Origin of the sequence: Rhodoferax sp. (assembly GCF_012927445.1) — a bacterium.
Lineage (GTDB): Bacteria > Pseudomonadota > Gammaproteobacteria > Burkholderiales > Burkholderiaceae_C > Rhodoferax.
On sequence record NZ_JABBPD010000005.1, the window covers coordinates 35067 to 55994 of the forward strand.

Here is a 20928-nt window from a genome sequence, read left to right on the forward strand (position 1 = left end):
TCTCGGAAAATCCTTTGCCTCGCCTTCCAATCGGCCATGCGCCTTCCGTCCTGGGTTGCGCCGCTAAAGCGTCGTGCGAAGGCGATGGTTCGCGGCGGCCTTGGCGGTATGTTGCTCGCGCTGTGTGGACTCAGTGGCGCGTACGCCGCCGCTCCTGATTGCGCCCGGACTTACACGCTGGCCTTGCATGATCACGGCTTGCTTTATTCCGCCATTTCCGACACCGGCATCGATAAGGATTTTGCTGATGAACTCATGCGCCGCAGTGGCTGTAAATTTGTCGTCAGCTTCATGCCGCGCGCCCGCATCTGGCAACTGATCGAATCCGGCGCACTCGATTTCAGTCTGTCCGGCATCACCAATGCCGAGCGCGACCGGTTCGCGTCTTTTGCCTGGTACTTCAGCAATAAATATTATCTGTTGGTCCGCAAAGATGCGGGCGTGCGCAGTCTGGCTGATTTCGAGCGCAACGAGCGTCTTCAGTTGGGCGTCATTCGCAGCTTCCGTTACAGCGAAACAGCCAATCGGTTTGTCGACAAACTGCATGCCGAAAATCGCGTCAGTCAGGCGGGCGGACTTTCGCCGTTGTATCAGACACTGATCCTCAACCGCATCCAGGGCATGGTGATCGAGCCCTTCGATTACCCGGCGCTGGAGGAAAAAAAGATCCGGGATTTCACCGCCATCATCGAGTTCAACGATCATGCCGTGCCCCACGGCCTCATCATGTCAAATAAAGCGCTGTCGCCGCCAGAGCAGGAAAGTTGGCGGCTGCTGGTCAATGGCATGCGGGCCGACGGCACCGTCCGGCGCATTTTTGAAAAATACTTTACGCCTGATCTGGCGGCCGCCTTGGTTGATTTTCAGGCACCCCGGTGACCGCCGCGCGCCTGCTCCTGCTGCCCTGGCTGATCTTGATCGCCGGGGTGGGTGTCACCTGGATGGCGTGGGATCACGAGCGCGAGGCGACCCGCAAGGAACTGCATTCGCAGTTTGATTTTTCCCTGCGCGATGCGGTCAATCGGGTTGAGCAGCGCATGGCCGCTTACGAGCAAATGCTGCGCGGGGTGCAGGGCCTGTTTGCCGCCACCGACATGATGGATCGCGCCACTTTTCGCGATTATGTTGGCGCGCTTCAATTTGATGCCAATTTTTCAGGCATTCAGGCCATTGGCATCGCCGATGCATGTGACGGCTGGGCGAAAGAACGCCCATGTTGATGCGATGCGCCGACTGGGCTTCTTCGACTACGCCATCACGCCTGATGGCTTGCGTGAAAGCTACGCGCCCGTTATCCAGCGCGAACCTTATGTTGGACCGAATCAAATCGGATCGGGTTTCGATGCCTGGAGTGACCCCGTGCGACGACTCGCCATGGCGCAAGCGCGCGATTCCGGCATGGCGACGATTTCCGGCAAGGTCCGCCTGACGGTGGATGCCGAGGCCGAGGTCTCACCTGGTTTCATCATGTACCTGCCGATTTATGCCCGTGGACAGCCGCATGACAGCGTCACACAGCGTCGTGAGCACCTTGTTGGCTGGGTCTTTTCGTCCTTTCGCATCAAAGACCTCATGGCCAGCCTGTACGGCGAGCAATCGCCGGGCCTCGCCTTCGCTATTTACGACGGCGTCGAACCGTCGGACGCCGCGCTTCTTTATCGCACGGCTGAAACAGACCCGCGGCATCAGCAGAGCGCCCTTGCCGCCAATGAGTACCTGGTGGTCGCGGGCCATACCTGGACCCTTGCCATGAACGCCCAAGACGACTTTGAGGCCCGCTTTGGCCGTGATGCTGCCACGCTGATTGCCGTCGCCGGCACGGGGCTCAGCCTGTTGCTGGCGTTGCTCGCCTGGCTGATGGCCACTGGGCGTGCCCGGGCGCTGCAACTGGCCGCCGAGATGACCCTGGAGTTGCGTGAGAGCGAGCAGCGCTGGAAAGACATTGTGGGTCGCGATGTCAACACCATTGACGATTGGGAAAAATTGATTCATCCCAACGACCAGTCGCAGGTCATGGCGGCCATCCAAATTTGTTTTGCCAGTCGACCTGGCTCTAGCGTCACCTGCATTGCCGAATACCGTATCCGGTGCGGTGACGATCAGTGGAAATGGGTCCTCTCGCGCGGCATGGTGGTCGAGCGCAATGCCGACGACCTTCCGCTGCGCATCATCGGCACCATCACTGACATCAGTGACCGCAAGCTGGCGGAAGAAAAGATCGAGGAATTGGCTTTTTTTGATTCCCTGACCCATTTGCCCAACCGGACACTGTTGATGGATCGCCTGAAACAGGCGATGACGGTTGGCAACCGCAATGGAACTTGTGGTGCTGTTCTGTTCATCGACCTGGACCATTTCAAAACGCTGAACGATACCCTGGGGCATGACAAAGGAGACTTGCTGCTGCAGCAGGTGGCGCAGCGTCTGGTGGTCTGCGTCCGTGAAGGTGACACGGTGGCGCGACTGGGCGGCGACGAGTTCGTGGTCGTACTGGGAAGCCTGGACGAGAGTGCCCAGGAGGCGGCGACCCAGACCGAAGTCGTGGGTGAAAAAATCCTGGCCTCTCTCAGTCAAATATATCGGCTGGGCGATATTGATCACCGCAGCACGGCGAGCATCGGTGCCACTTTGTTTTGTGGCCATCAGTCCTCCATTGACGATTTGTTAAAGCAGGCCGATCTCGCCATGTACAAGGCCAAGGAAACAGGACGCAATGCGGTACGTTTTTTTGATCCCGCCATGCAAACCGCCGTGATAGAGCGTTCCATTCTGGAGTCGGGTTTGCGCCGGGCCATTCAGGAAAATCAGTTGGTACTCCACTATCAGGCGCAAGTGGTCGGCGAGGGCCGCGTGACCGGTGCCGAGGTGCTGGTGCGTTGGCAGCACCCCGAGCGCGGTTTGGTGCCGCCGGCCGAGTTCATCCCCTTGGCCGAGGAAACCGGATTGATCTTGCCCTTGGGGCATTGGGTTCTGGAGTCTGCTTGTTCCCAGTTGGCACTTTGGGCTGGGCAGCCCGATCTGGCCCTTTTGACCGTCGCGGTGAATGTCCGTGTTCAACAGTTTCGCGAGTCTGGCTTTGTTGCCAAAGTCTTGGCGGTTCTGAGTCAGACCGGGGCCAATCCGAACCGGTTGAAGCTGGAGCTGACCGAGAGTCTGTTGGTCGACAACGTGGAAGACATCATCGAAAAGATGCACTTGCTGAAAGCAAGAGGCGTGGGTTTCTCGCTGGACGACTTTGGAACCGGCTATTCCTCGCTGTCCTATTTGAAGCAACTGCCGCTGGATCAATTGAAGATTGACCAGACGTTTGTCCGCGATGTGCTGGTTGACCCCAACGATGCGGCGATTGCCAAAACCATCGTGGCGCTGGCCCAAAGCCTCGGACTCGGGGTGATCGCCGAGGGGGTTGAAACACAGGCGCAACGAGACTTCCTGGCCAAGGCGGGCTGCTATGCCTATCAGGGCTATTTTTTCAGCCGGCCCCTGCCACTGGACGGGTTTGAAGAATTTGCGCGGCGGGCTGTCGCTATCAACTGAACGTTCTCCCGTTGCTGTGGACATAAAAAAACCGGGCACATGACCCGGTTGATGTTTTGCATAACGCGGGCCGACAGCCCGCGTTATTGTTTTTCGGCTTAGTGGCCGGAGGCTCCAGAGGCACCGTAGCCGGTTTCCGAGCGCACTTGCTGCGCGGGGAATGCAGCACGTTCCTTGGCGGCATTGGGGCTGCGATCCAGAATGGAGAACAGCCAGATGCCGACGAAACCGATGGTCATGGAGAACAGCGCCGGCGAGCTGTAAGGGAACCAGGCCGAACCTTTTGGGTAGCCCAGCGTTGCTTCCCAAACCGAGGGTGACACGATGGTCAGCGCAACGGAAGAGAACAAGCCCAGGAAGCCGCCGATCACCGCGCCCTTGGTGGTGCAGTCTTTCCAGAGCACCGACATAAAGAGCACGGGGAAGTTGGCCGACGCCGCAATGGCGAAAGCCAGTGACACCATGAACGCAATGTTCTGTTTCTCAAACGCGATGCCGAGAACCACGGCGACGACGCCCAGGACCAGCGTGGTGATCCGCGATACCTTGAGTTCGGACGCGCTATCGACGTTGCCTTTTTTGATCACGGTTGCGTAGATGTCATGCGAGACAGCCGAAGCGCCTGACAGGGTCAGACCAGCCACCACCGCAAGAATCGTCGCAAAGGCAACGGCGGAGATAAAGCCGAAGAAGACATTGCCGCCAACAGCTTTTGCCACCAGCACCGCAGCCATGTTGGCCGAGCCGCCACCGCCCTTGATGATGCCCTTGGCGGTATCAGCAAATTCAGGATTGGTCAAAACAAGGGTGATCGCACCAAAGCCGATGATGAAAATCAGCACGTAGAAGTAGCCAATCCAGGTGGTCGCCCACAGCACGGATTTACGCGCTTGCTTGGCATCAGGCACCGTGAAAAAGCGCATCAGGATGTGGGGCAGACCGGCCGTGCCGAACATCAGTGCCATACCAAAGGAAATGGCCGAAATCGGGTCCTTGATAAAACCGCCCGGGCCCATGATGGCGAGTCCAATGGCGGCCGCGTCGACCTGGGTCTTGCCGCCGTTGATGGCCAGTTGGGTTTTAACCTCAACGCCTTTGGCGAACAGTGCTTCAAAGCTGAAGCCAAAGTTTGACATCACCATGAAGGCCATGAAGGTCACGCCCGCCAATAGCAAACACGCCTTGATAATCTGCACCCAGGTGGTCGCGGTCATGCCGCCAAACAACACGTAGATCATCATCAGGGCACCGACAATCACCACGGCCAGCCAGTAGTCCAGACCGAACAGCAGTTTGATCAGTGCGCCTGCACCCACCATTTGGGCGATCAGGTAAAAAGCGACTACGACCAGCGTGCCGGAGGCCGCAAAAATACGGATCGGTTTCTGCTGGAAGCGATAACCGGCGACGTCGGCAAAGGTGAATTTGCCGAGGTTGCGCAAGCGTTCTGCCATCAGGAAGGTGACCACTGGCCAGCCCACCAAAAAGCCGATGGAGTAAATCAAGCCGTCATAGCCGGAGGCCATGACCGCTGCGGAAATACCCAGAAAAGATGCTGCTGACATGTAATCGCCGGCAATCGCCAGGCCATTTTGAAAACCGGTGATGCCGCCGCCGCCCGTGTAAAAGTCCGCAGCGGACTTGGTCTTGGCGGCAGCCCACTTGGTGATGAACAGCGTCATGATCACGAAGCCGGCAAACATGCTGATGGCAACCCAGTTGGTGGGTTGTTTCTCAACTTGTCCGAGGTCAGCGCCCGCGGCCAGCGCAGTGCCTGCCGCCAGCAACATCAGCAGCGCTGCGAGAGGTGCTTTGGGGATTTTCATTTGGAGACGTCTTTCAGGATGGCGGTGGTCAACGCGTCAAATTCGCTGTTGGCGCGACGCACGTAAATGGCCGTGATCAGAATGGTGAAAACAATGATCCCCATGCCAATTGGAATTCCCAGCGAGGTCACGCCTGCGCCAATGGGCTGGGCCAGGAAGGGTTTGTCGAACGCGATCAGTGCGATGTAGCCGTAATACACGACCATCATCAGCAGTGTCAGGCCCCAGCCGAAAAGGTTACGTTTTTTCCGAAGTTCCAGATACTTTGGATGACTCTGGATTTTGTTGACCACTGGATCAATCATGCGGGCCTCCTCAATGTTGGTTGAAATAGATAACGGGAAATGTGTCTTTCATCACATTTTTTCAATTCTGCAAAGAAGGACTGACCAAGCCCTTACGAGTGGCATGGGGGAAAACCCTGACTCGAAACCCCTGCGCGAGGTGGGGGGAAATAAAAAACAAAGTAAATGCTTCATTCTGTGATCCGCATGAAGATCGCCTGATAAGGCCGTCTTCTTCGTGTTTTTCGCGCTGAATTCCGTATCGTAAAAAAGTGGCTAATGGTTTGCCCTTGATTTGTAAGGAATTGGATTTAAGGATGTAAATTTGCGTAATAAATTTGTCAGATTCACGTCAGTCACCCGCTCGATAGTCCGCCTCAGACGCCTGGGAAGGGGTCAATTATTTAATCATTGGAGACATGAATATGGCAACAACAGCGGTCGCAAGGCCAATGACAGCCGAAGAAAAGAAGGTCATCTTCGCCTCGTCATTGGGGACGGTTTTTGAGTGGTACGACTTTTACCTTTACGGCTCACTCGCAGCCATTATTGCCAAGCAGTTTTTCAGCGGACTGGATGAGGGCTCGGCCTTCATCTTTGCGCTGCTGGCGTTTGCCGCCGGCTTCATCGTGCGCCCGTTTGGCGCGCTGGTGTTTGGCCGCCTGGGTGACATGATCGGCCGCAAGTACACCTTCCTGGTGACGATTCTGATCATGGGCTTGTCCACTTTCATCGTGGGTATCTTGCCCAACTACGCCACCATCGGCGTGGCCGCTCCGGTTATCCTGATTGCCCTGCGCATGCTGCAAGGCCTGGCACTCGGTGGTGAGTACGGTGGTGCCGCGACCTATGTGGCCGAACACTCGCCACATGGCAAGCGTGGCGCCTACACCTCCTGGATTCAGACCACCGCCACCTTGGGCCTGTTCCTGAGCCTGATGGTGATTCTGGGTACGCGAACCCTGATTGGTGAGGCTGCGTTTGCCGACTGGGGCTGGCGTGTTCCGTTCATTGTCTCGATCCTGTTGCTGGCGGTGTCGGTGTGGATTCGTTTGAGCATGAACGAGTCGCCCGCTTTCGCCAAGATGAAGGCTGAAGGCAAGACCTCCAAGGCACCTTTGAGCGAGTCTTTCGGTCAGTGGAAAAATCTGAAGATCGTGATTCTGGCCCTGGTCGGCCTGACCGCCGGTCAAGCCGTGGTCTGGTACTCGGGTCAGTTCTACGCCTTGTTCTTCCTGACGCAAGCGCTCAAGGTGGACGGTGCGACCGCCAACATTTACGTGGCCGTTTCCCTGCTGATCGGCACGCCGTTCTTCATTTTGTTTGGCTCCTGGTCAGACAAGATTGGCCGCAAGCCCATCATCATGGCCGGTTGCCTGTTGGCTGTGTTGACTTACTTTCCCGTGTTCACCGCCCTGACCAAAGCCGCCAACCCTGCGCTGGCTGCCGCTCAAGCCGCGAACAAGGTGGTCGTGACCTCGGACGACAAAGAGTGCTCTTTCCAGTTCAATCCGACCGGTACGGTCAAGTTCACCAGTTCGTGCGATATTGCCAAGCAGGTGCTGGCAGGTGCTTCGGTGAGCTATGACAACGTTCCTGGCGTTGCTGGCACGCCGGCCACCATCACGATTGGCTCAACCGTGATCCCGAGTTATTCGTCTAAAGGCCTGCCCGCTGCCGAGGCCAAAGCCAAAGACGGTGAATTCAAGAAGGCTGTCGCTGACGCTCTGAAGGCCGCTGGCTATCCTGCCAAGGCCGACATGGCCAAGGTCGATACCTTCATGGTGATCGCCATCCTGACCTACCTGGTGATCCTGGTCACCATGGTGTACGGCCCGATTGCGGCCATGTTGGTGGAGATGTTCCCCACCCGCATTCGCTACACCTCGATGAGCTTGCCGTACCACATCGGTAATGGCTGGTTTGGCGGCTTGCTGCCCACCACGGCCTTTGCCATCGTGGCGCAGACCGGCAATATGTACAACGGCTTGTGGTACCCCATCATCGTGGCCGGCATGACGTTTGTGATCGGTATGCTGTTTGTCAAAGAAACCAAAGACGTGGATATTTACGCCAACGACTAAGGTTTGTTTTTAAGTTGGACCGGGTTCACTTTGACCTGGTCTTCATCAAAAGGGCCCTCCGTGTGAGGGCCCTTTTTTCAAGGAATTTGGTATGTGGAAAATTGCAGTGGGTTTCATCATTTTTGCCGGCTTGGCCATCTTTATCTTGAGCAAAGGGGGCAATATCGACATGGGCGGCGAAAAGCATGGGATTGAAACCACCCCTGAGTCCGTGGTCAGCTCGCCGGCAACGGCCCCCGCCAGTACCAGTAAATAGTGGTTGCTGGCGTGATGTCACGCTAGGGTCTATTCAAGGGAAAACCCCTGTCGGTTGATTTGCGTCGCAACATTAGAATGCAGAATGAGGTATTCGAAAACTGAATCTGGTCAGCAGGCTTTTAAAGCCCGGTCGACACTTTTGTCGGCACGCCAGCGCTCAGCCTTCATTTTGTTTGATGGTGGCAAATCAAACCTTCAGGTGCTGGCCGCCACGGCCGGCCTTGGCATTACCCAAGTTGATATCGATCATCTCGTGGAACAAGGCTTTCTGGTGGCCGCGGGTCATGCATTGGCCGCCAATGATTCAACTTCCCCGTCATCAGGCACGTTGGTCGCTGAACCGCCGGCTTTGCCGGTCAGCACGCTTTCACCCCAGGAGCGCTACAGCGCGGCCATGCCGATTGCAACCAAGCTCACCGCCAGCCTCGGTTTGCGCGGTTTTCGGCTGAATCTGGCGGTGGAGGCCGCCAGCGGCTTTGACGGCTTGCTGGCCTTGCTGCCCAAAATTCAGGATGCGGTGGGCAGCAAGTCTTGTGCTGCGCTGACGCAGGCGCTGAAAGGTTAGTTCTTTGCCCGGTTTCAGGCGCAACGCCTGCTTCCTCCGCGATAACCCCGTGGCGCGCTCCTGCCGGATGATCTGCCTAGAATGGCTGGCCCCCACAGGAAAGACATCAAGCCATGCCACACGGTCTCATCCGCATTCGCGGCGCACGCCAGCACAACCTCAAAAATATTGACCTCGACATTCGCACTGGCGAGTTAACGGTGGTGACCGGCCCCAGCGGTTCGGGCAAGTCAAGTTTGGTGTTTGATACGCTGTATGCGGAGGGCCAGCGGCGTTATGTCGAGACCTTCTCGGCGTATGCCCGCCAGTTTTTGGACCGCATGGACAAGCCCGCCGTGGACAAGGTGGAGGGCGTGCCGCCGGCCATTGCCATTGACCAGACCAACCCGGTGCGCTCCTCGCGCTCCACCGTGGGCACGATGACCGAGATCAATGACCACCTGAAGCTTTTGTTTGCGCGGGCGAGTCAGTTGTTTGACCGTGACACGGCGGCACCGGTGCGGCATGACTCGGCGGAAACGATTTACGCGCAGTTGCAGGAGCGTGTCGGGTCAGACGATTCGCGGCTCGTGGTGACCTTCTCGGTGGAGTTGCCGGCCAACACCTCGGCGGAAGAAATCGAGCAATGGCTGTCGGTGAGCGGCTTTACCAAAGTGCAGGCGCAGCGCGAAGTGGCGACGCTGACGGGGCCGCGCAAAGTGCTGGATGTGGTGGCGGACCGGTTCCGACTCGGTAGCGTGGAGCGGGCGCGCGTGCTGGAGGCGATTGAGGTCGCGCTCAAGCACGGCACGGGTCGCATGGCGGTTTATGTATTAAATGAGGCGGTAGCCCCCGTCAATGCTGCGCAGGATGCTACTGATGTGGTAGCAAGTTCGGCGCCGGAAATCTGGAAATTTTCCACCGGTCTGCATTGCCCGGAAAGCGATGTGCGCTACGTCGACCCGATTGCGTCGGCCTTTTCCTTCAACTCGGCGGTCGGCGCCTGCGACACCTGCCGCGGCTTTGGCCGGGTGATTGGGGTGGATTACGGGCTGGTGATCCCGAACGAGAAGCTGACGCTTCGCTCCGGCGCCATCAAACCGATGCAAACCCCGGCCTGGCAAGAAGCCCAGGAAGACTTGATGCGCCACGCCGAGGCCGCGGGCATTCCGCGCGACACGCCCTGGTACAAGCTGACGCCGGAGCAGCAGTACTGGGTGATCAATGGTTCGCCGAACTGGAATGGCAAATGGAGTCAGCACTGGTTTGGCATCAAACGTTTTTTTGAATACCTGGAAACCAAGTCTTACAAAATGCACATTCGGGTGCTGCTGTCCAAGTACCGCAGCTACACGCCGTGTGGTGTCTGCGGCGGCGCCCGGCTGAAGCTGGAGAGTTTGTTGTGGCGCATCGGCAGCCAGGCGGATGCTGACGCGGTGCTGGCGTCGGCCAAGCGTTTCATGCCGGTGGGGGTGAAGTGGTCGCGTGCCCAGCTTGAGGCCTTGCCGGGGCTGTGTCTGCATGATTTGATGCTGCTGCCGCTGGATCGGTTGCGACGCTTTTTTGATGGGCTGCAGGCGGGCGTGGGCGAAGCGGGGGCGCCGGGTGCCTCCGACGCAGGCTCAGCATCGTTGCCCGGCGCCCCCGCTTCGCCCACGCCCGCGCGCTCTTCGGCGGAGTTGAAGACGATGAGGCTGTTGTTTGAAGAGGTCAGCACGCGGCTTAAATACTTGTGTGACGTCGGCATTGGTTACCTTACGCTGGACCGGCAAAGCCGGACTTTGTCGGGCGGCGAGGTGCAGCGCATCAACCTCACGACTGCGCTGGGCACCTCGCTGGTGAACACGCTGTTTGTGCTGGACGAGCCCAGTATCGGTCTGCATCCGCGTGATATGCATCGCATTATTCTGGCGATGCAGCGGCTGCGCGATGCCGGTAACACGCTGGTGGTGGTGGAGCACGATCCGGCGGTGATGCTGGCGGCCGACCGCATGATCGACATGGGTCCTGGCCCGGGTGAGCGCGGCGGTCAAATTGTGTTTGATGGCAGCACGGCGGACCTGCGCAACGCGGACACCCTGACTGGCGCCTACCTGGGCGGGCGCAAGCAGGTCGGCATGGGCTTCCAACGGCTGGTGGAGCCGGGTACGCCGCGCCTCATTCTGGAAGGAGCGCGAGACCACAACCTGAAGAACGTGACGGTTGAATTCCCGCTGCAGCGCCTGGTCTGCGTGACCGGTGTCAGCGGCTCCGGCAAATCGACGCTGATCCAGGACATTCTGGCGCCGGCCCTGATGCGCCACTTTGGCAAAGCCACTGAAGCGGCCGGTGCGCATGAACGTCTGCTGGGTGCTGAGATGCTCAGCGATGTGGTGTTTGTGGACCAGTCCCCGATTGGCAAAACCGCGCGCTCCAACCCGGCGAGTTACGTCGGCGCGTGGGATTCGATTCGTGAAATCTTTGCCACCGCGCCTCTGTCAAAGCAGCGCGGCTACACCGCCTCCAAATTCAGCGCCAACAGCGGTGATGGCCGCTGCGCCACCTGTGGCGGCTCGGGCTTCGAGCATGTCGAAATGCAGTTCTTGAGTGACGTTTATCTGCGCTGCCCGGACTGCGACGGCAAGCGCTATCGCCCTGAAATTCTCGAGATCACGATTGAACGAAAAATGGGGTCCGACCCCGTGCCTCGCGCGCTCAACGTGGCTAACGTCTTGAACCTCACCGTCAGCGAGGCTGCTATCATTTTTGCATCGGATCGCGACGTCATTCGTGCGCTACAGCCCATTATGGATGTGGGGCTGGAGTACGTGAAGCTCGGTCAGCCGGTGCCCACGCTGTCGGGCGGCGAGGCGCAGCGTCTCAAGCTGGCCGGCTTTCTGGCCGAAGCGGCCAAAAGCGCGACGGCCAGCCGCCAGGCCACGGCCAAACGCGGTTCGCTGTTCATGTTTGACGAGCCCACCACCGGGCTGCATTTCGACGATATTGCCAAGTTGATGCGCGCCATGCGCAAGCTGCTCGATGCCGGTCATTCGTTGATCGTGATTGAGCACAACCTGGATGTGATCCGCGCCAGTGACTGGCTGATTGACCTCGGGCCGGAGGGGGGCGAGGCGGGCGGTGAGGTGGTGGCTTTTGGTACGCCGGATGATGTGTGTCAACACCCGACTTCCCATACCGGAAAGGCTTTGCGCGACTACGCGGCGGCGATGGGGGGTGTGCATGGGGTGAGTGAATTCATGGGGAGCTATTTGGTGCGCGCTGCGGCGGATGGGGTTGCGCCGGGCGCCTCAGACGCAAGCTCAACATCGTTGCCCAGCGCAACCCCATCCGCCGCGGATTCTGGTGTGCAAACATCTGAAGGCAATATCCAGATCATCAACGCGCGCGAGCACAACCTCAAGTCGCTGAGTGTCAATATTCCGCGTGGCAAGTTCACGGTGGTGACGGGCGTGTCGGGGTCGGGTAAATCGACGCTGGCATTTGATATTTTGTTTAACGAAGGGCAGCGCCGTTATCTGGAGTCGCTTAACGCTTATGCCCGTTCCATCGTGCAACCGGCCGGACGGCCGGAGGTGGACGCGGTGTATGGCATTCCGCCGACGGTGGCGATTGAGCAGCGCTTGTCGCGGGGTGGGCGCAAATCGACCGTCGGCACCACGACCGAGGTCTGGCATTTCTTGCGCTTGTTGTTTGTCAAGCTCGGTACGCAGCATTGCATCCATGACGGCACGCCGGTGGCGCCGCAAACGCCTGACAGCATTGCGGCGCAGTTGCTGAAAAACTTTCGTGGCCAGCACATTGGTTTGCTGGCGCCGCTGGTGATGAACCGCAAGGGTGTCTACACCGAGCTGGCGGACTGGGCGCGACCGCGCGGCTTCACGCATTTGCGGGTGGATGGCAACTTTTTGCCCACCACCGGCTTCCCGCGCATTGACCGCTTCAAGGAGCACACCATTGAGCTGCCGGTGGCCAGCCTGGATGTGACGCCCGAGAACGAAGCGCCATTGCGCGTCGCCCTGGCAGCCGCGCTGACGCATGGCAAAGGCGTGCTGCATGTGTTGAGCAACTTGGGTGGTTTGCAGGCCTTGATGCAAGCCGGCACGCCGACGGCCGGCGTCGGCACCTTGAGCGTGTTTTCCACCAAGCGCGCCTGCCCGGTGTGCAGCACCAGTTATCCCGAGCTGGACCCGCGCCTGTTCTCCTACAACAGCAAGCACGGCTGGTGCCCGGACTGTGTCGGCACTGGCGTCAAGCTGACCAAAGAGCAGCGCAAGGTGTTTGACGATTCGGTGCGGGACGACGACAACAAGGGGCGGGAGCAGACCTTTGCCGAGCCCGAGGTGGAAGACTTGCTGGACGCGGCGTGCCCGACTTGTCAGGGCACGCGCCTGAACGCGACGGCCCGTGCCGTCAAGTTTGGCCTGCAGCTGGCCACCGGGGCTACTTCAGGCAAGGCTGGGCAGCAGGCGATTGAAGGCATTGCCATTACCGAACTGGCCCGCATGAGCGTGACCGATATCCGGCAATGGGTTGCCACGCTGCAGGTCAAGGGCCGCATGAGCCAGCGCGAAACTGACATTGCGCGTGACCTGGTGCCCGAGATCAAGAGCCGGCTGGAGTTTTTGGAGCAGGTGGGGCTGGGCTATCTCACGCTGGATCGCGGTGCGCCGACGTTGAGCGGCGGCGAGGCTCAGCGCATCCGGCTGGCGGCGCAGTTGGGCAGCAACTTGCAAGGCGTGTGTTACGTGCTGGACGAGCCGACCATTGGTTTGCACGCGCGGGACAACCAGATTTTGCTGAGCGCGCTGAAAAGCCTGAGTGACAAGGGCAATACGCTGGTGGTGGTGGAGCATGACGAAGACACCATTCGCCATGCCGATCACATCATTGACATTGGGCCGAGTGCGGGTAAACGGGGCGGGCGGCTGGTGGCGGAAGGGACGGTGGCGGATATCGAGAAAGCGGCCGCTTCTCAAACTGGGCGTTACTTGTTGCATGCCATGAAGCATCCGTTGAAGGTGCGGCGTGCTGTGGCGATGTTCGCTGCGGCCGAAGCCGGTTCGCCGGGCAACGATGTTGAGCGTGCGTCTGAGGCGCCCGGCGAACCGGCTTCGGCCGCGATGTCGTTGGCTCAGCGCGGGAACTTGAGTGCGCTTGCGTTCGCATCGGAAAATGCTACGGCGGTCGTGAATTTGGGGTCGAATGCCATTTTTACGCCTAAGCCTGCCAAGAAGAAAAAATCTCCCGTGAAATTGGACTCAGACCCCAGTCTCACGGCCCCCGACGTACAACGCTGGCTCACCGTGAAAAACGCCACGATGCACAACCTGCAAACCGTCACCGCCCATGTCCCGTTAAGCCGGCTCGTCGCCGTCACTGGCGTCTCCGGCTCCGGTAAATCAACCTTAGCCCGCGACGTGTTGCTGGCCAACGTGCAAACCGCGGTACAAAAGCGCAGCACCAAAGCCGGTCGCGACGCGCTGGCCGCTGGCGAACAAATCGCCTGGGCCGGCTGCGAATCCGTCACCGGTTACGAGACCGTGGACCGCGTGCTGGAGGTCGACCAAACCCCCATCGGCAAAACGCCGCGCAGCTGCCCCGCCACCTACATCGGTTTCTGGGACATCATTCGCAAGCTGTTTGCCGACACGCTGGAAGCCAAAGCGCGCGGTTATGCCGCCAATCGCTTCAGCTTCAACACCGGTGACGGTCGTTGCGCTGGCTGCGAAGGGCAGGGCATCCGCACCATCGCTATGAGCTTTTTGCCGGACGTGAAAGTGCTGTGCGAAACCTGCAAGGGCGCCCGCTTCAACCCGGAGACGCTGGCCGTTACCTGGCGCGGCAAAAACATCGGCGACGTGCTGCAAATGGAGGTGGACGAAGCGGTCGAATTCTTCGCCGCCATGCCCAACATCGGCCACCCGGTGCAACTGCTGAAAGACGTCGGGTTGGGCTACCTGACGCTGGGGCAACCCTCGCCCACGCTCAGTGGCGGCGAGGCGCAGCGTATCAAGCTGGTGACGGAACTCAGTAAGGTGCGCGACGACATCACCCGCCGCGGCCAAAAGGCGCCGCACACCTTGTACGTGCTGGATGAACCCACCGTGGGCCTGCACATGGCCGATGTGGAAAAACTGATCAAAGTGCTGCACCGGCTGGTCGATGGCGGCCACAGCGTGGTGGTGATTGAGCACGATCTGGATGTGATTGCCGAAGCCGACTGGGTGATTGACCTCGGGCCCGATGGCGGTAACGCCGGTGGCCGGGTGGTGGCGGCGACGACACCGGAAGAGGTGGTGAAGCTGGGCACCCACACCGGGCTGGCGCTGAAGTCGGTGCTGGCGCGCTAGTCGACGGTTTGTGAAATTGCTATGTAAATAATAGTTGCTTGCGCAGACAGGACGGCGGCTAGCGGCTGGTTTTGCTTAAACTTCCTTTGACCTGCCGCTCAAACGTCGGCGGGGCGGCTGAACTTGAGGATGCGGGTGGCCAGCAGGGTTTCGGTCAAAAAGCATAAAAGCGCCAGCAAGAAGCAGACGACGCCGGACAGGAACGAGATCGTCGCGAGCCGCAGAATCTGCAGTTGTGTGGTTTCGCCGAGAAACAGTGCCACGATGGTCAGCCCGATCAGGATGGCGCAGAAGGTGAGTAGGGCAATGCACACGTTCACCAGTCCGCCGCGCAAGCGCAGTCGCCCCAACTCATCGTAGGCGGACGTCATCAAATCCCCGGCCCGGGCGGCTTCAATCCGATCTTCCAGAATGCGGGCGCGGTCAATGATGCGCGCCAGCCGCCCCGCCACGGTGCCGATCATCGCCGCCACGGCCGTGAGCAGGAAGACCGGGGCGACGGCCAGTTGAATGGCGTGGGTGACGGTGTCGAGGTCGGTGGCAAAAAACATGGCAGCCTCCGAACCTAGCCGGCCGACTGCAGCGCCAGTCCGGCGTGTTCGCGCAGCGGGTGGAAGTGGATTTTGGGGAAGCGCTCCTGCGCCAGCCGCACGTCATATTGCGAGGTGGTCAGGTAGGCCAGCGTGTTGGCGGCGTCGCGCGCCATGCGCATCGGGTAGGCCTCGCAAAAGGTCTTGAGCTCGGCCGGCGTGTCGGCGGTGATCCAGCGCGCGCCGGTGTACTGGCTGCCTTCCAGCCGGATGTCGGCGTCGTATTCGCTTTTCAGGCGGTGCTGCACCACTTCAAACTGCAGCTGGCCGATGGCGCCGAGCAGCATGTTGCCGCCGATCTCGGGGCGGAACACCTGAATCGCACCTTCTTCGCCCAGCTGCGCCAAACCCTGCTGCAACTGCTTGGTGCGCAGCGGATTGCGCAGCACCACGGTCATGAACAGCTCGGGCGCAAAGAAGGGCAGGCCGGTGAACTGCAGGTTGACCGAACCGTCGGTGATGGTGTCGCCCAGTTGCACGCCGCCGTGGGTGGTAAAGCCGACGATGTCGCCGGCGTAGGCTTCTTCCACCGCTTCGCGGCGCTGGCTCATGAAGGTCACCACGCTGGTCGGGCGCAGTTCTTTGCTGGTGCGCATGACTTTGAGTTTCATGCCGGGCGTGTACTTGCCCGAGGCCATGCGCACAAAGGCGATGCGGTCGCGGTGATTGGCGTCCATATTGGCCTGCACCTTGAACACCACGCCCGAGAAGAAATCGTCTTCCGGCTGAATTTCCCGGATCACCGGCTGCTTGTTGACGACGAAGGAACTGGTGCGGGGCTGGGGCTGTGGTGCCAGATCGACCAGCGCGTCCAGCACTTCCATCACGCCAAAGTTGTTGACGCCGGAGCCAAAGAACACCGGGGTTTGCTTGCCGGCCAGAAAGGCCTCGCGGTCCCAGGTCGGCGACGCGCCGGTGGCCAGTTCCATGCTCTCAAACGCGGTCTCAAACTCATGACCAAAGCGTTTCAGCAAGGTGGCCTGATCGCTCATGGGAATGGTGGTGAAGTCCTTCGGGCCGCGGTCGCTGCCGGGCTCGAACACCGTCATGGCCTGCGTGCGCAGGTTGATGATGCCGCCAAAGGTCTTGCCCTGTCCGACCGGCCAGGTCATCGGCACGCAGGGCATGCCAAGTTCGCGTTCGATCTCGTCCAGAATGTCCAGCGGCTCGCGCACTTCGCGGTCCATCTTGTTGACGAAGGTGATGATCGGCGTGTTGCGCTGGCGGCAGACTTCAATCAGGCGCCGGGTTTGCGCTTCCACGCCGTTGGCGGCGTCAATCACCATCAGTGCCGAGTCCACCGCGGTCAGCACGCGGTAGGTGTCTTCCGAGAAGTCCTTGTGGCCGGGGGTGTCGAGCAAGTTGATGACGTGGTCGCGGTACACCATCTGCATCACGCTGGAGGCCACCGAAATGCCGCGCTGCTTCTCGATTTCCATCCAGTCCGAGGTGGCGTGACGGGTCGCTTTGCGCGCCTTGACCGAGCCGGCGATCTGGATCGCGCCCGAGAACAGCAAGAGCTTTTCGGTCAGCGTGGTTTTACCCGCATCCGGGTGGGAGATGATGGCAAAGGTGCGGCGGCGGCGGGTTTCGGCTTGATAAGACATGAAAGAAATCAGTAAAGGCTGGAGGCGATCGGGTTGCGCTGCCGGGTTGGGACGTCTTTGGAAAGACGTTCGCGCGAACCTGTAGACAGTGAAAGTCTGGAAAAGGTAGAATTATCGCCTTCCGAGGAGCGTTGCAGTTCACGTTTGTTGAACGAGGCTCGGACCGCGTGAGTTGGCAGCTGCCACTCGCCGCATCAACTGCGCTCACCCACTGCGCTGTGAGGTGAGTCTTCTCAAAAGATTTCCGCACAGGCCGTGGTTTTTCAAAATTACATTTGGAGTGAGCCATGAGCGCCGTATTGAAATCCGTGAAAACCCAAGTCAAAGCCCAAGCCAAGGCGACCGCTAAAGCCCCTGTCAAGGCGCCAGCCAAGGCCGCCGTCAAGGCGCCCGTCAAAGCCGTTGCCAAAGTCGAAGACTACGTCATTGCCGACCTGAGCCTGGCCGCTTGGGGTCGTAAAGAATTGAACATTGCCCAGACCGAAATGCCCGGCCTGATGGCGATTCGCGAAGAGTTCGCCAAGGCGCAACCCCTGAAGGGCGCGCGCATCACCGGCTCGCTGCACATGACGATCCAGACCGGCGTGTTGGTCGAAACCCTGCAAGCGCTGGGTGCCGAGGTGCGTTGGGCGTCCTGCAATATTTTCTCCACCCAGGACCACGCTGCGGCCGCCTTGGTTGAAGCTGGCACGCCAGTGTTTGCCTACAAGGGCGAAAACCTGACCGACTATTGGGACTACACCCACCGCATCTTCGAATTTGGCGGTAAAAAAGGATCAGCGGCCGAAGGTCCGAACATGATTCTGGACGACGGTGGCGACGCGACCTTGCTGATGCACCTGGGTGCCAAGGCCGAGAAAGACATCAAAGTGCTGGCCAAGCCCGGCAGCGAAGAAGAGATTTGCCTGTTCACCGCCATCAAGGCCAAGCTCAAGCTCGACCCGACCTGGTACAGCCGCCGCCTGAAAAACATCCTCGGCGTGACCGAAGAAACCACCACCGGCGTGCTGCGTTTGAACGAAATGTCGGCCAAGGGTGAGCTCGCTCTGCGCGCCATCAATGTCAATGATTCAGTGACCAAGAGCAAGTTCGACAACTTGTACGGCTGCCGCGAATCGTTGGTGGACGCCATCAAACGCGCGACCGACGTGATGATCGCCGGTAAAGTGGCTTGCGTGGCCGGTTACGGCGACGTCGGCAAAGGCTCGGCCCAAGCGCTGCGCGCCCTCTCCGCGCAAGTCTGGGTGACGGAGATTGACCCGATCAACGCGCTGCAAGCCGCGATGGAAGGCTACAAAGTGGTGACGATGGAATACGCCGCTGACAAGTGCGATATTTTTGTCTCCTGCACCGGCAACAAAAACGTCATCACCTACAAGCACATGGATGCCATGAAAGACCAGGCCATCGTCTGCAACATCGGTCACTTTGACAATGAAATCGACGTCGCTTCGCTGTCCAAATGCAAGTGGGAAGAGATCAAGCCGCAAGTGGACCACGTGATTTTCCCAGCCAAGGGCAAAAAGCCAGCCAAGCGCATCATCCTGCTGGCCAAGGGCCGTTTGGTCAATCTGGGTTGCGGCACCGGCCACCCCAGCTTTGTCATGTCCTCCAGCTTCGCCAACCAGACCATCGCCCAGATCGAACTGTTCACCAAGCCCAAAGAATACAAAGTCGGCAAGGTTTACGTGTTGCCCAAGCACCTGGACGAAAAAGTGGCGCGTTTGCACCTGGCCAAAGTCGGCGCCATGCTGTCGGTACTGACCGACGAGCAAGCCGCCTACATCGGCGTGAGCAAATCCGGCCCGTACAAGGCCGATACGTACCGCTACTAAAAACCGGCGTGGGCATTGCAGGCGAGTCCTGCAAGCCCTGCCGCCCCGTCTCCTTTTTGAATGACCCCTACAAACATGCGTGCTGACCAATTACTCGTTCAACGGCAACTTGCCAGCACTCGCTCACAAGCGCAGCGTCTCATCGCTGACGGCGTGCAGTGGCTCAAAGGCGCGGAGTGGAAGACCGTGACCAAAAATGGTGACGAGATTCCGCTTGAGGCTGAGTTGAAGTTGCTGGACGATTCCGAGGCGCGTTACGTGTCCCGGGGTGGATTGAAGCTGGAGGCAGCGTTGAAGCAAGTGGGCCTGTCGGTGACCGGCCTGGCCTGCCTGGATGTCGGGCAGTCCACCGGCGGCTTTACCGACTGCCTGCTGCAGCACGGTGCCGCCTCGGTGGTCGGGGTGGATGTGGGCAGCGCCCAGTTGCACCCCAGTCTGCGCGAAGATCCGCGCGTGTTGTGCGTCGAAAAAGTCAATGCCCGATCCCTGGTTGCTGCTGATTTGATAGCTGCGTACGCGGACAGCACGGGGGCTGATGGCCAATTTGATGTTGAAGAGGATGAGGTGGAAATCACCGAGTTCGCCCCCGAGTTTGACCTGATCGTGGCCGATCTGTCGTTCATCTCGCAAACCTTGGTGCTGCCGGCCATCGTGCCTTTGCTCAAAAACGGCGGTACCTTGCTGACGCTGGTTAAACCCCAGTTTGAGTTGCAACCCGGCCAGGTCGGCAAAGGCGGCATCGTGAAAGATGCCAGCTTTTACCCGCTGATCGAACAGCGCCTGCGCGAGGCCTGCGAAGCGCTCGGCCTGAGCGTGACCGCCTGGTTTGACTCGCCGATTGCCGGCGGCGACGGCAACCGCGAATTTTTCATCTGCGCCCGCAAGCCGGCCGATTCTGTTTCCTGAAGTTGAGCCCGTCATGACCATGACCACCGCAACACCCCTGAGTATTGAGTTCTTTCCTCCAAAAACCTCCGAGGGCGTGGAAAAGCTGCGCCTGGTGCGCCAGCAGTTGTATGCCCTGAAGCCCGAGTTTTGCTCGGTGACCTTTGGCGCGGGCGGCTCCACGCAAGAGGGCACTTTCAATACGGTGCGCGACATCCTGGCCGAGGGCGTCAGCGCCGCCTCGCATTTTTCCTGCATCGGCGCGACCCGCGCCACGGTGCGGGCGCAGCTGGCCACCCTCAAGGCCATGGGCGTGAAGCGTCTGGTCGCCTTGCGCGGTGATCTGCCCAGTGGCTACGGCGCTGGCGGTGAGTTTCAGTACGCCAGCGATCTGGTGACGTTCATCCGCGCTGAAACCAGCGACGACTTTCATCTCGAAGTGGCCGCCTACCCCGAGGTGCATCCGCAAGCCAAGTCGCCTGCCAGCGACCTGCAGGCCTTTGCGGCCAAAGTCAAGGCCGGCGCCAACTCCGCCATCACCCAGTATTTTTATAACGCCGACGCTTACTTCCGTTTTGTGGAAGAGGTCGACGCGATGGGACTGACCATTCCGGTGGTGCCCGGCATCATGCCGATCACCAGCTCCACCCAGTTGATGCGCTTCAGCGATGCCTGCGGCGCCGAGATTCCGCGCTGGATTCGCTTGCGTCTGCAAAGCTTTGGTGACGATCTCCCGTCCATCAAGGCCTTTGGCCTGGACGTGGTCACCGACCTGTGTGCGCAACTGCAGGCCGGTGGCGCTCCGGGCCTGCACTTCTACAGCATGAACCAGAGCGTGGCCACGCTCGAGATCTGTAAACGGCTGGGTTGTTGAAAAGTTCGCACGCCTAGTTGATGCGCCGCTGCTGGTGGTGCATTGACCTGTCGGATTAAATTACAGCACCGCGTGAATGCTGGTTCAGGCGCGGCCCCCAAGCGCATTGGGACAGCCCTAAGTCATTGATTTGTTTCGCTTTGTCTCGCGTGGGTTCTTGCTCGGCATAGTTAATGCTTTAAAGCCTTTCAGAGGCTAAAGCTTGACCGACCGGCTTGAAGTCACATGCGATCGGTATTGCGTGGCATGTCATG

The 20928-nt window shown here is 59.6% G+C and carries 14 protein-coding genes and 1 riboswitch; of the genes, 10 read left to right on the plus strand and 4 right to left on the minus strand.

Going from position 1 to position 20928, the window contains the following annotated elements; genetic code table 11:
* Positions 1 to 84: 84 nt before the first annotated feature.
* From HHJ17_RS11045 to HHJ17_RS11055, 3 genes are read left to right on the plus strand one after another with little or no spacing between them, the layout of a single operon-like run.
* The gene (locus HHJ17_RS11045) at positions 85 to 879 is read left to right on the plus strand and encodes a transporter substrate-binding domain-containing protein (protein WP_296505791.1); all 795 of its coding nucleotides are present in this window, start codon (positions 85 to 87) and stop codon (positions 877 to 879) included.
* Positions 876 to 1220 (plus strand): hypothetical protein, encoded by a 345-nt coding sequence (locus HHJ17_RS11050; protein WP_296505783.1) that lies wholly within the window; start codon positions 876 to 878, stop codon positions 1218 to 1220. The genes HHJ17_RS11045 and HHJ17_RS11050 overlap by 4 nt, the downstream gene beginning before the upstream one ends.
* Positions 1221 to 1224: 4 nt before the next feature.
* Complete coding sequence (locus HHJ17_RS11055; RefSeq protein ID WP_296505792.1) at positions 1225 to 3537, plus strand: EAL domain-containing protein; 2313 nt, start codon at positions 1225 to 1227, stop codon at positions 3535 to 3537.
* Between the two features lie 98 nt (positions 3538 to 3635).
* Here the strand turns inward: HHJ17_RS11055 and HHJ17_RS11060 are convergent, their stop codons facing one another.
* Positions 3636 to 5363 carry a cation acetate symporter gene (locus HHJ17_RS11060; protein WP_296502416.1) on the minus strand — a complete coding sequence of 576 codons (1728 nt, stop codon included), beginning with the start codon at positions 5361 to 5363 and terminating at the stop codon, positions 3636 to 3638.
* On the minus strand, positions 5360 to 5668 hold the full coding sequence (locus HHJ17_RS11065; protein WP_296505784.1) for a DUF485 domain-containing protein: 309 nt from the start codon (positions 5666 to 5668) through the stop codon (positions 5360 to 5362). Before HHJ17_RS11065 ends, HHJ17_RS11060 begins: the two co-directional genes overlap by 4 nt.
* A gap of 404 nt (positions 5669 to 6072) precedes the next feature.
* Between HHJ17_RS11065 and HHJ17_RS11070 the strand changes: the two genes are divergently transcribed.
* From HHJ17_RS11070 to uvrA, 4 genes are all read left to right on the plus strand, one after another.
* Positions 6073 to 7731, plus strand: coding sequence for an MFS transporter (locus HHJ17_RS11070; protein WP_296505785.1), 1659 nt, complete (start codon positions 6073 to 6075; stop codon positions 7729 to 7731).
* 91 nt (positions 7732 to 7822) lie between these two features.
* On the plus strand, positions 7823 to 7987 hold the full coding sequence (locus tag HHJ17_RS11075; RefSeq protein WP_296505786.1) for a hypothetical protein: 165 nt from the start codon (positions 7823 to 7825) through the stop codon (positions 7985 to 7987).
* Positions 7988 to 8071: 84 nt separating this feature from the next.
* Positions 8072 to 8554, plus strand: coding sequence for a hypothetical protein (locus tag HHJ17_RS11080; RefSeq protein ID WP_296505787.1), 483 nt, complete (start codon positions 8072 to 8074; stop codon positions 8552 to 8554).
* 113 nt (positions 8555 to 8667) lie between these two features.
* Positions 8668 to 14883, plus strand: coding sequence for an excinuclease ABC subunit UvrA (gene uvrA / locus HHJ17_RS11085; protein ID WP_296505788.1), 6216 nt, complete (start codon positions 8668 to 8670; stop codon positions 14881 to 14883).
* Between the two features lie 98 nt (positions 14884 to 14981).
* Here uvrA and HHJ17_RS11090 read toward each other — a convergent pair whose 3' ends face one another.
* Together HHJ17_RS11090 and HHJ17_RS11095 are read right to left on the minus strand one after the other, a co-directional pair.
* Positions 14982 to 15434, minus strand: coding sequence for a DUF2721 domain-containing protein (locus HHJ17_RS11090; protein ID WP_296502400.1), 453 nt, complete (start codon positions 15432 to 15434; stop codon positions 14982 to 14984).
* A gap of 14 nt (positions 15435 to 15448) precedes the next feature.
* On the minus strand, positions 15449 to 17080 hold the full coding sequence (locus HHJ17_RS11095; RefSeq protein WP_296502398.1) for a peptide chain release factor 3: 1632 nt from the start codon (positions 17078 to 17080) through the stop codon (positions 15449 to 15451).
* A 117-nt stretch (positions 17081 to 17197) separates the two neighbouring features.
* Positions 17198 to 17293: riboswitch (S-adenosyl-L-homocysteine riboswitch) on the plus strand.
* A 74-nt stretch (positions 17294 to 17367) separates the two neighbouring features.
* Here HHJ17_RS11095 and ahcY point away from each other — a divergent pair.
* From ahcY to metF, 3 genes are all read left to right on the plus strand, one after another.
* Entirely contained in the window at positions 17368 to 18915 is a 1548-nt protein-coding gene (gene ahcY, locus HHJ17_RS11100) for an adenosylhomocysteinase (RefSeq protein WP_296502396.1), read from the plus strand.
* A 75-nt stretch (positions 18916 to 18990) separates the two neighbouring features.
* Positions 18991 to 19821, plus strand: a complete 831-nt coding sequence (locus tag HHJ17_RS11105; protein ID WP_296505789.1) for a TlyA family RNA methyltransferase — start codon at positions 18991 to 18993, stop codon at positions 19819 to 19821.
* Positions 19822 to 19834: 13 nt separating this feature from the next.
* Positions 19835 to 20674, plus strand: coding sequence for a methylenetetrahydrofolate reductase [NAD(P)H] (metF, locus tag HHJ17_RS11110; protein WP_296502393.1), 840 nt, complete (start codon positions 19835 to 19837; stop codon positions 20672 to 20674).
* The last annotated feature ends 254 nt before the right edge of the window (positions 20675 to 20928 follow it).

Bases quoted from the DNA above. Each gene is read 5' to 3' on its own strand.
- HHJ17_RS11045 (WP_296505791.1), top strand. From the start codon at position 85: ATGGTTCGCGGCGGCCTTGGCGGTATGTTGCTCGCGCTGTGTGGACTC.
- HHJ17_RS11055 (WP_296505792.1), top strand. From the start codon at position 1,225: ATGCGCCGACTGGGCTTCTTCGACTACGCCATCACGCCTGATGGCTTG.
- HHJ17_RS11060 (WP_296502416.1), bottom strand. From the start codon at position 5,363: ATGAAAATCCCCAAAGCACCTCTCGCAGCGCTGCTGATGTTGCTGGCG.
- HHJ17_RS11065 (WP_296505784.1), bottom strand. From the start codon at position 5,668: ATGATTGATCCAGTGGTCAACAAAATCCAGAGTCATCCAAAGTATCTG.
- HHJ17_RS11070 (WP_296505785.1), top strand. From the start codon at position 6,073: ATGGCAACAACAGCGGTCGCAAGGCCAATGACAGCCGAAGAAAAGAAG.
- HHJ17_RS11075 (WP_296505786.1), top strand. From the start codon at position 7,823: ATGTGGAAAATTGCAGTGGGTTTCATCATTTTTGCCGGCTTGGCCATC.
- HHJ17_RS11080 (WP_296505787.1), top strand. From the start codon at position 8,072: ATGAGGTATTCGAAAACTGAATCTGGTCAGCAGGCTTTTAAAGCCCGG.
- uvrA (WP_296505788.1), top strand. From the start codon at position 8,668: ATGCCACACGGTCTCATCCGCATTCGCGGCGCACGCCAGCACAACCTC.
- HHJ17_RS11090 (WP_296502400.1), bottom strand. From the start codon at position 15,434: ATGTTTTTTGCCACCGACCTCGACACCGTCACCCACGCCATTCAACTG.
- HHJ17_RS11095 (WP_296502398.1), bottom strand. From the start codon at position 17,080: ATGTCTTATCAAGCCGAAACCCGCCGCCGCCGCACCTTTGCCATCATC.
- ahcY (WP_296502396.1), top strand. From the start codon at position 17,368: ATGAGCGCCGTATTGAAATCCGTGAAAACCCAAGTCAAAGCCCAAGCC.
- HHJ17_RS11105 (WP_296505789.1), top strand. From the start codon at position 18,991: ATGCGTGCTGACCAATTACTCGTTCAACGGCAACTTGCCAGCACTCGC.
- metF (WP_296502393.1), top strand. From the start codon at position 19,835: ATGACCATGACCACCGCAACACCCCTGAGTATTGAGTTCTTTCCTCCA.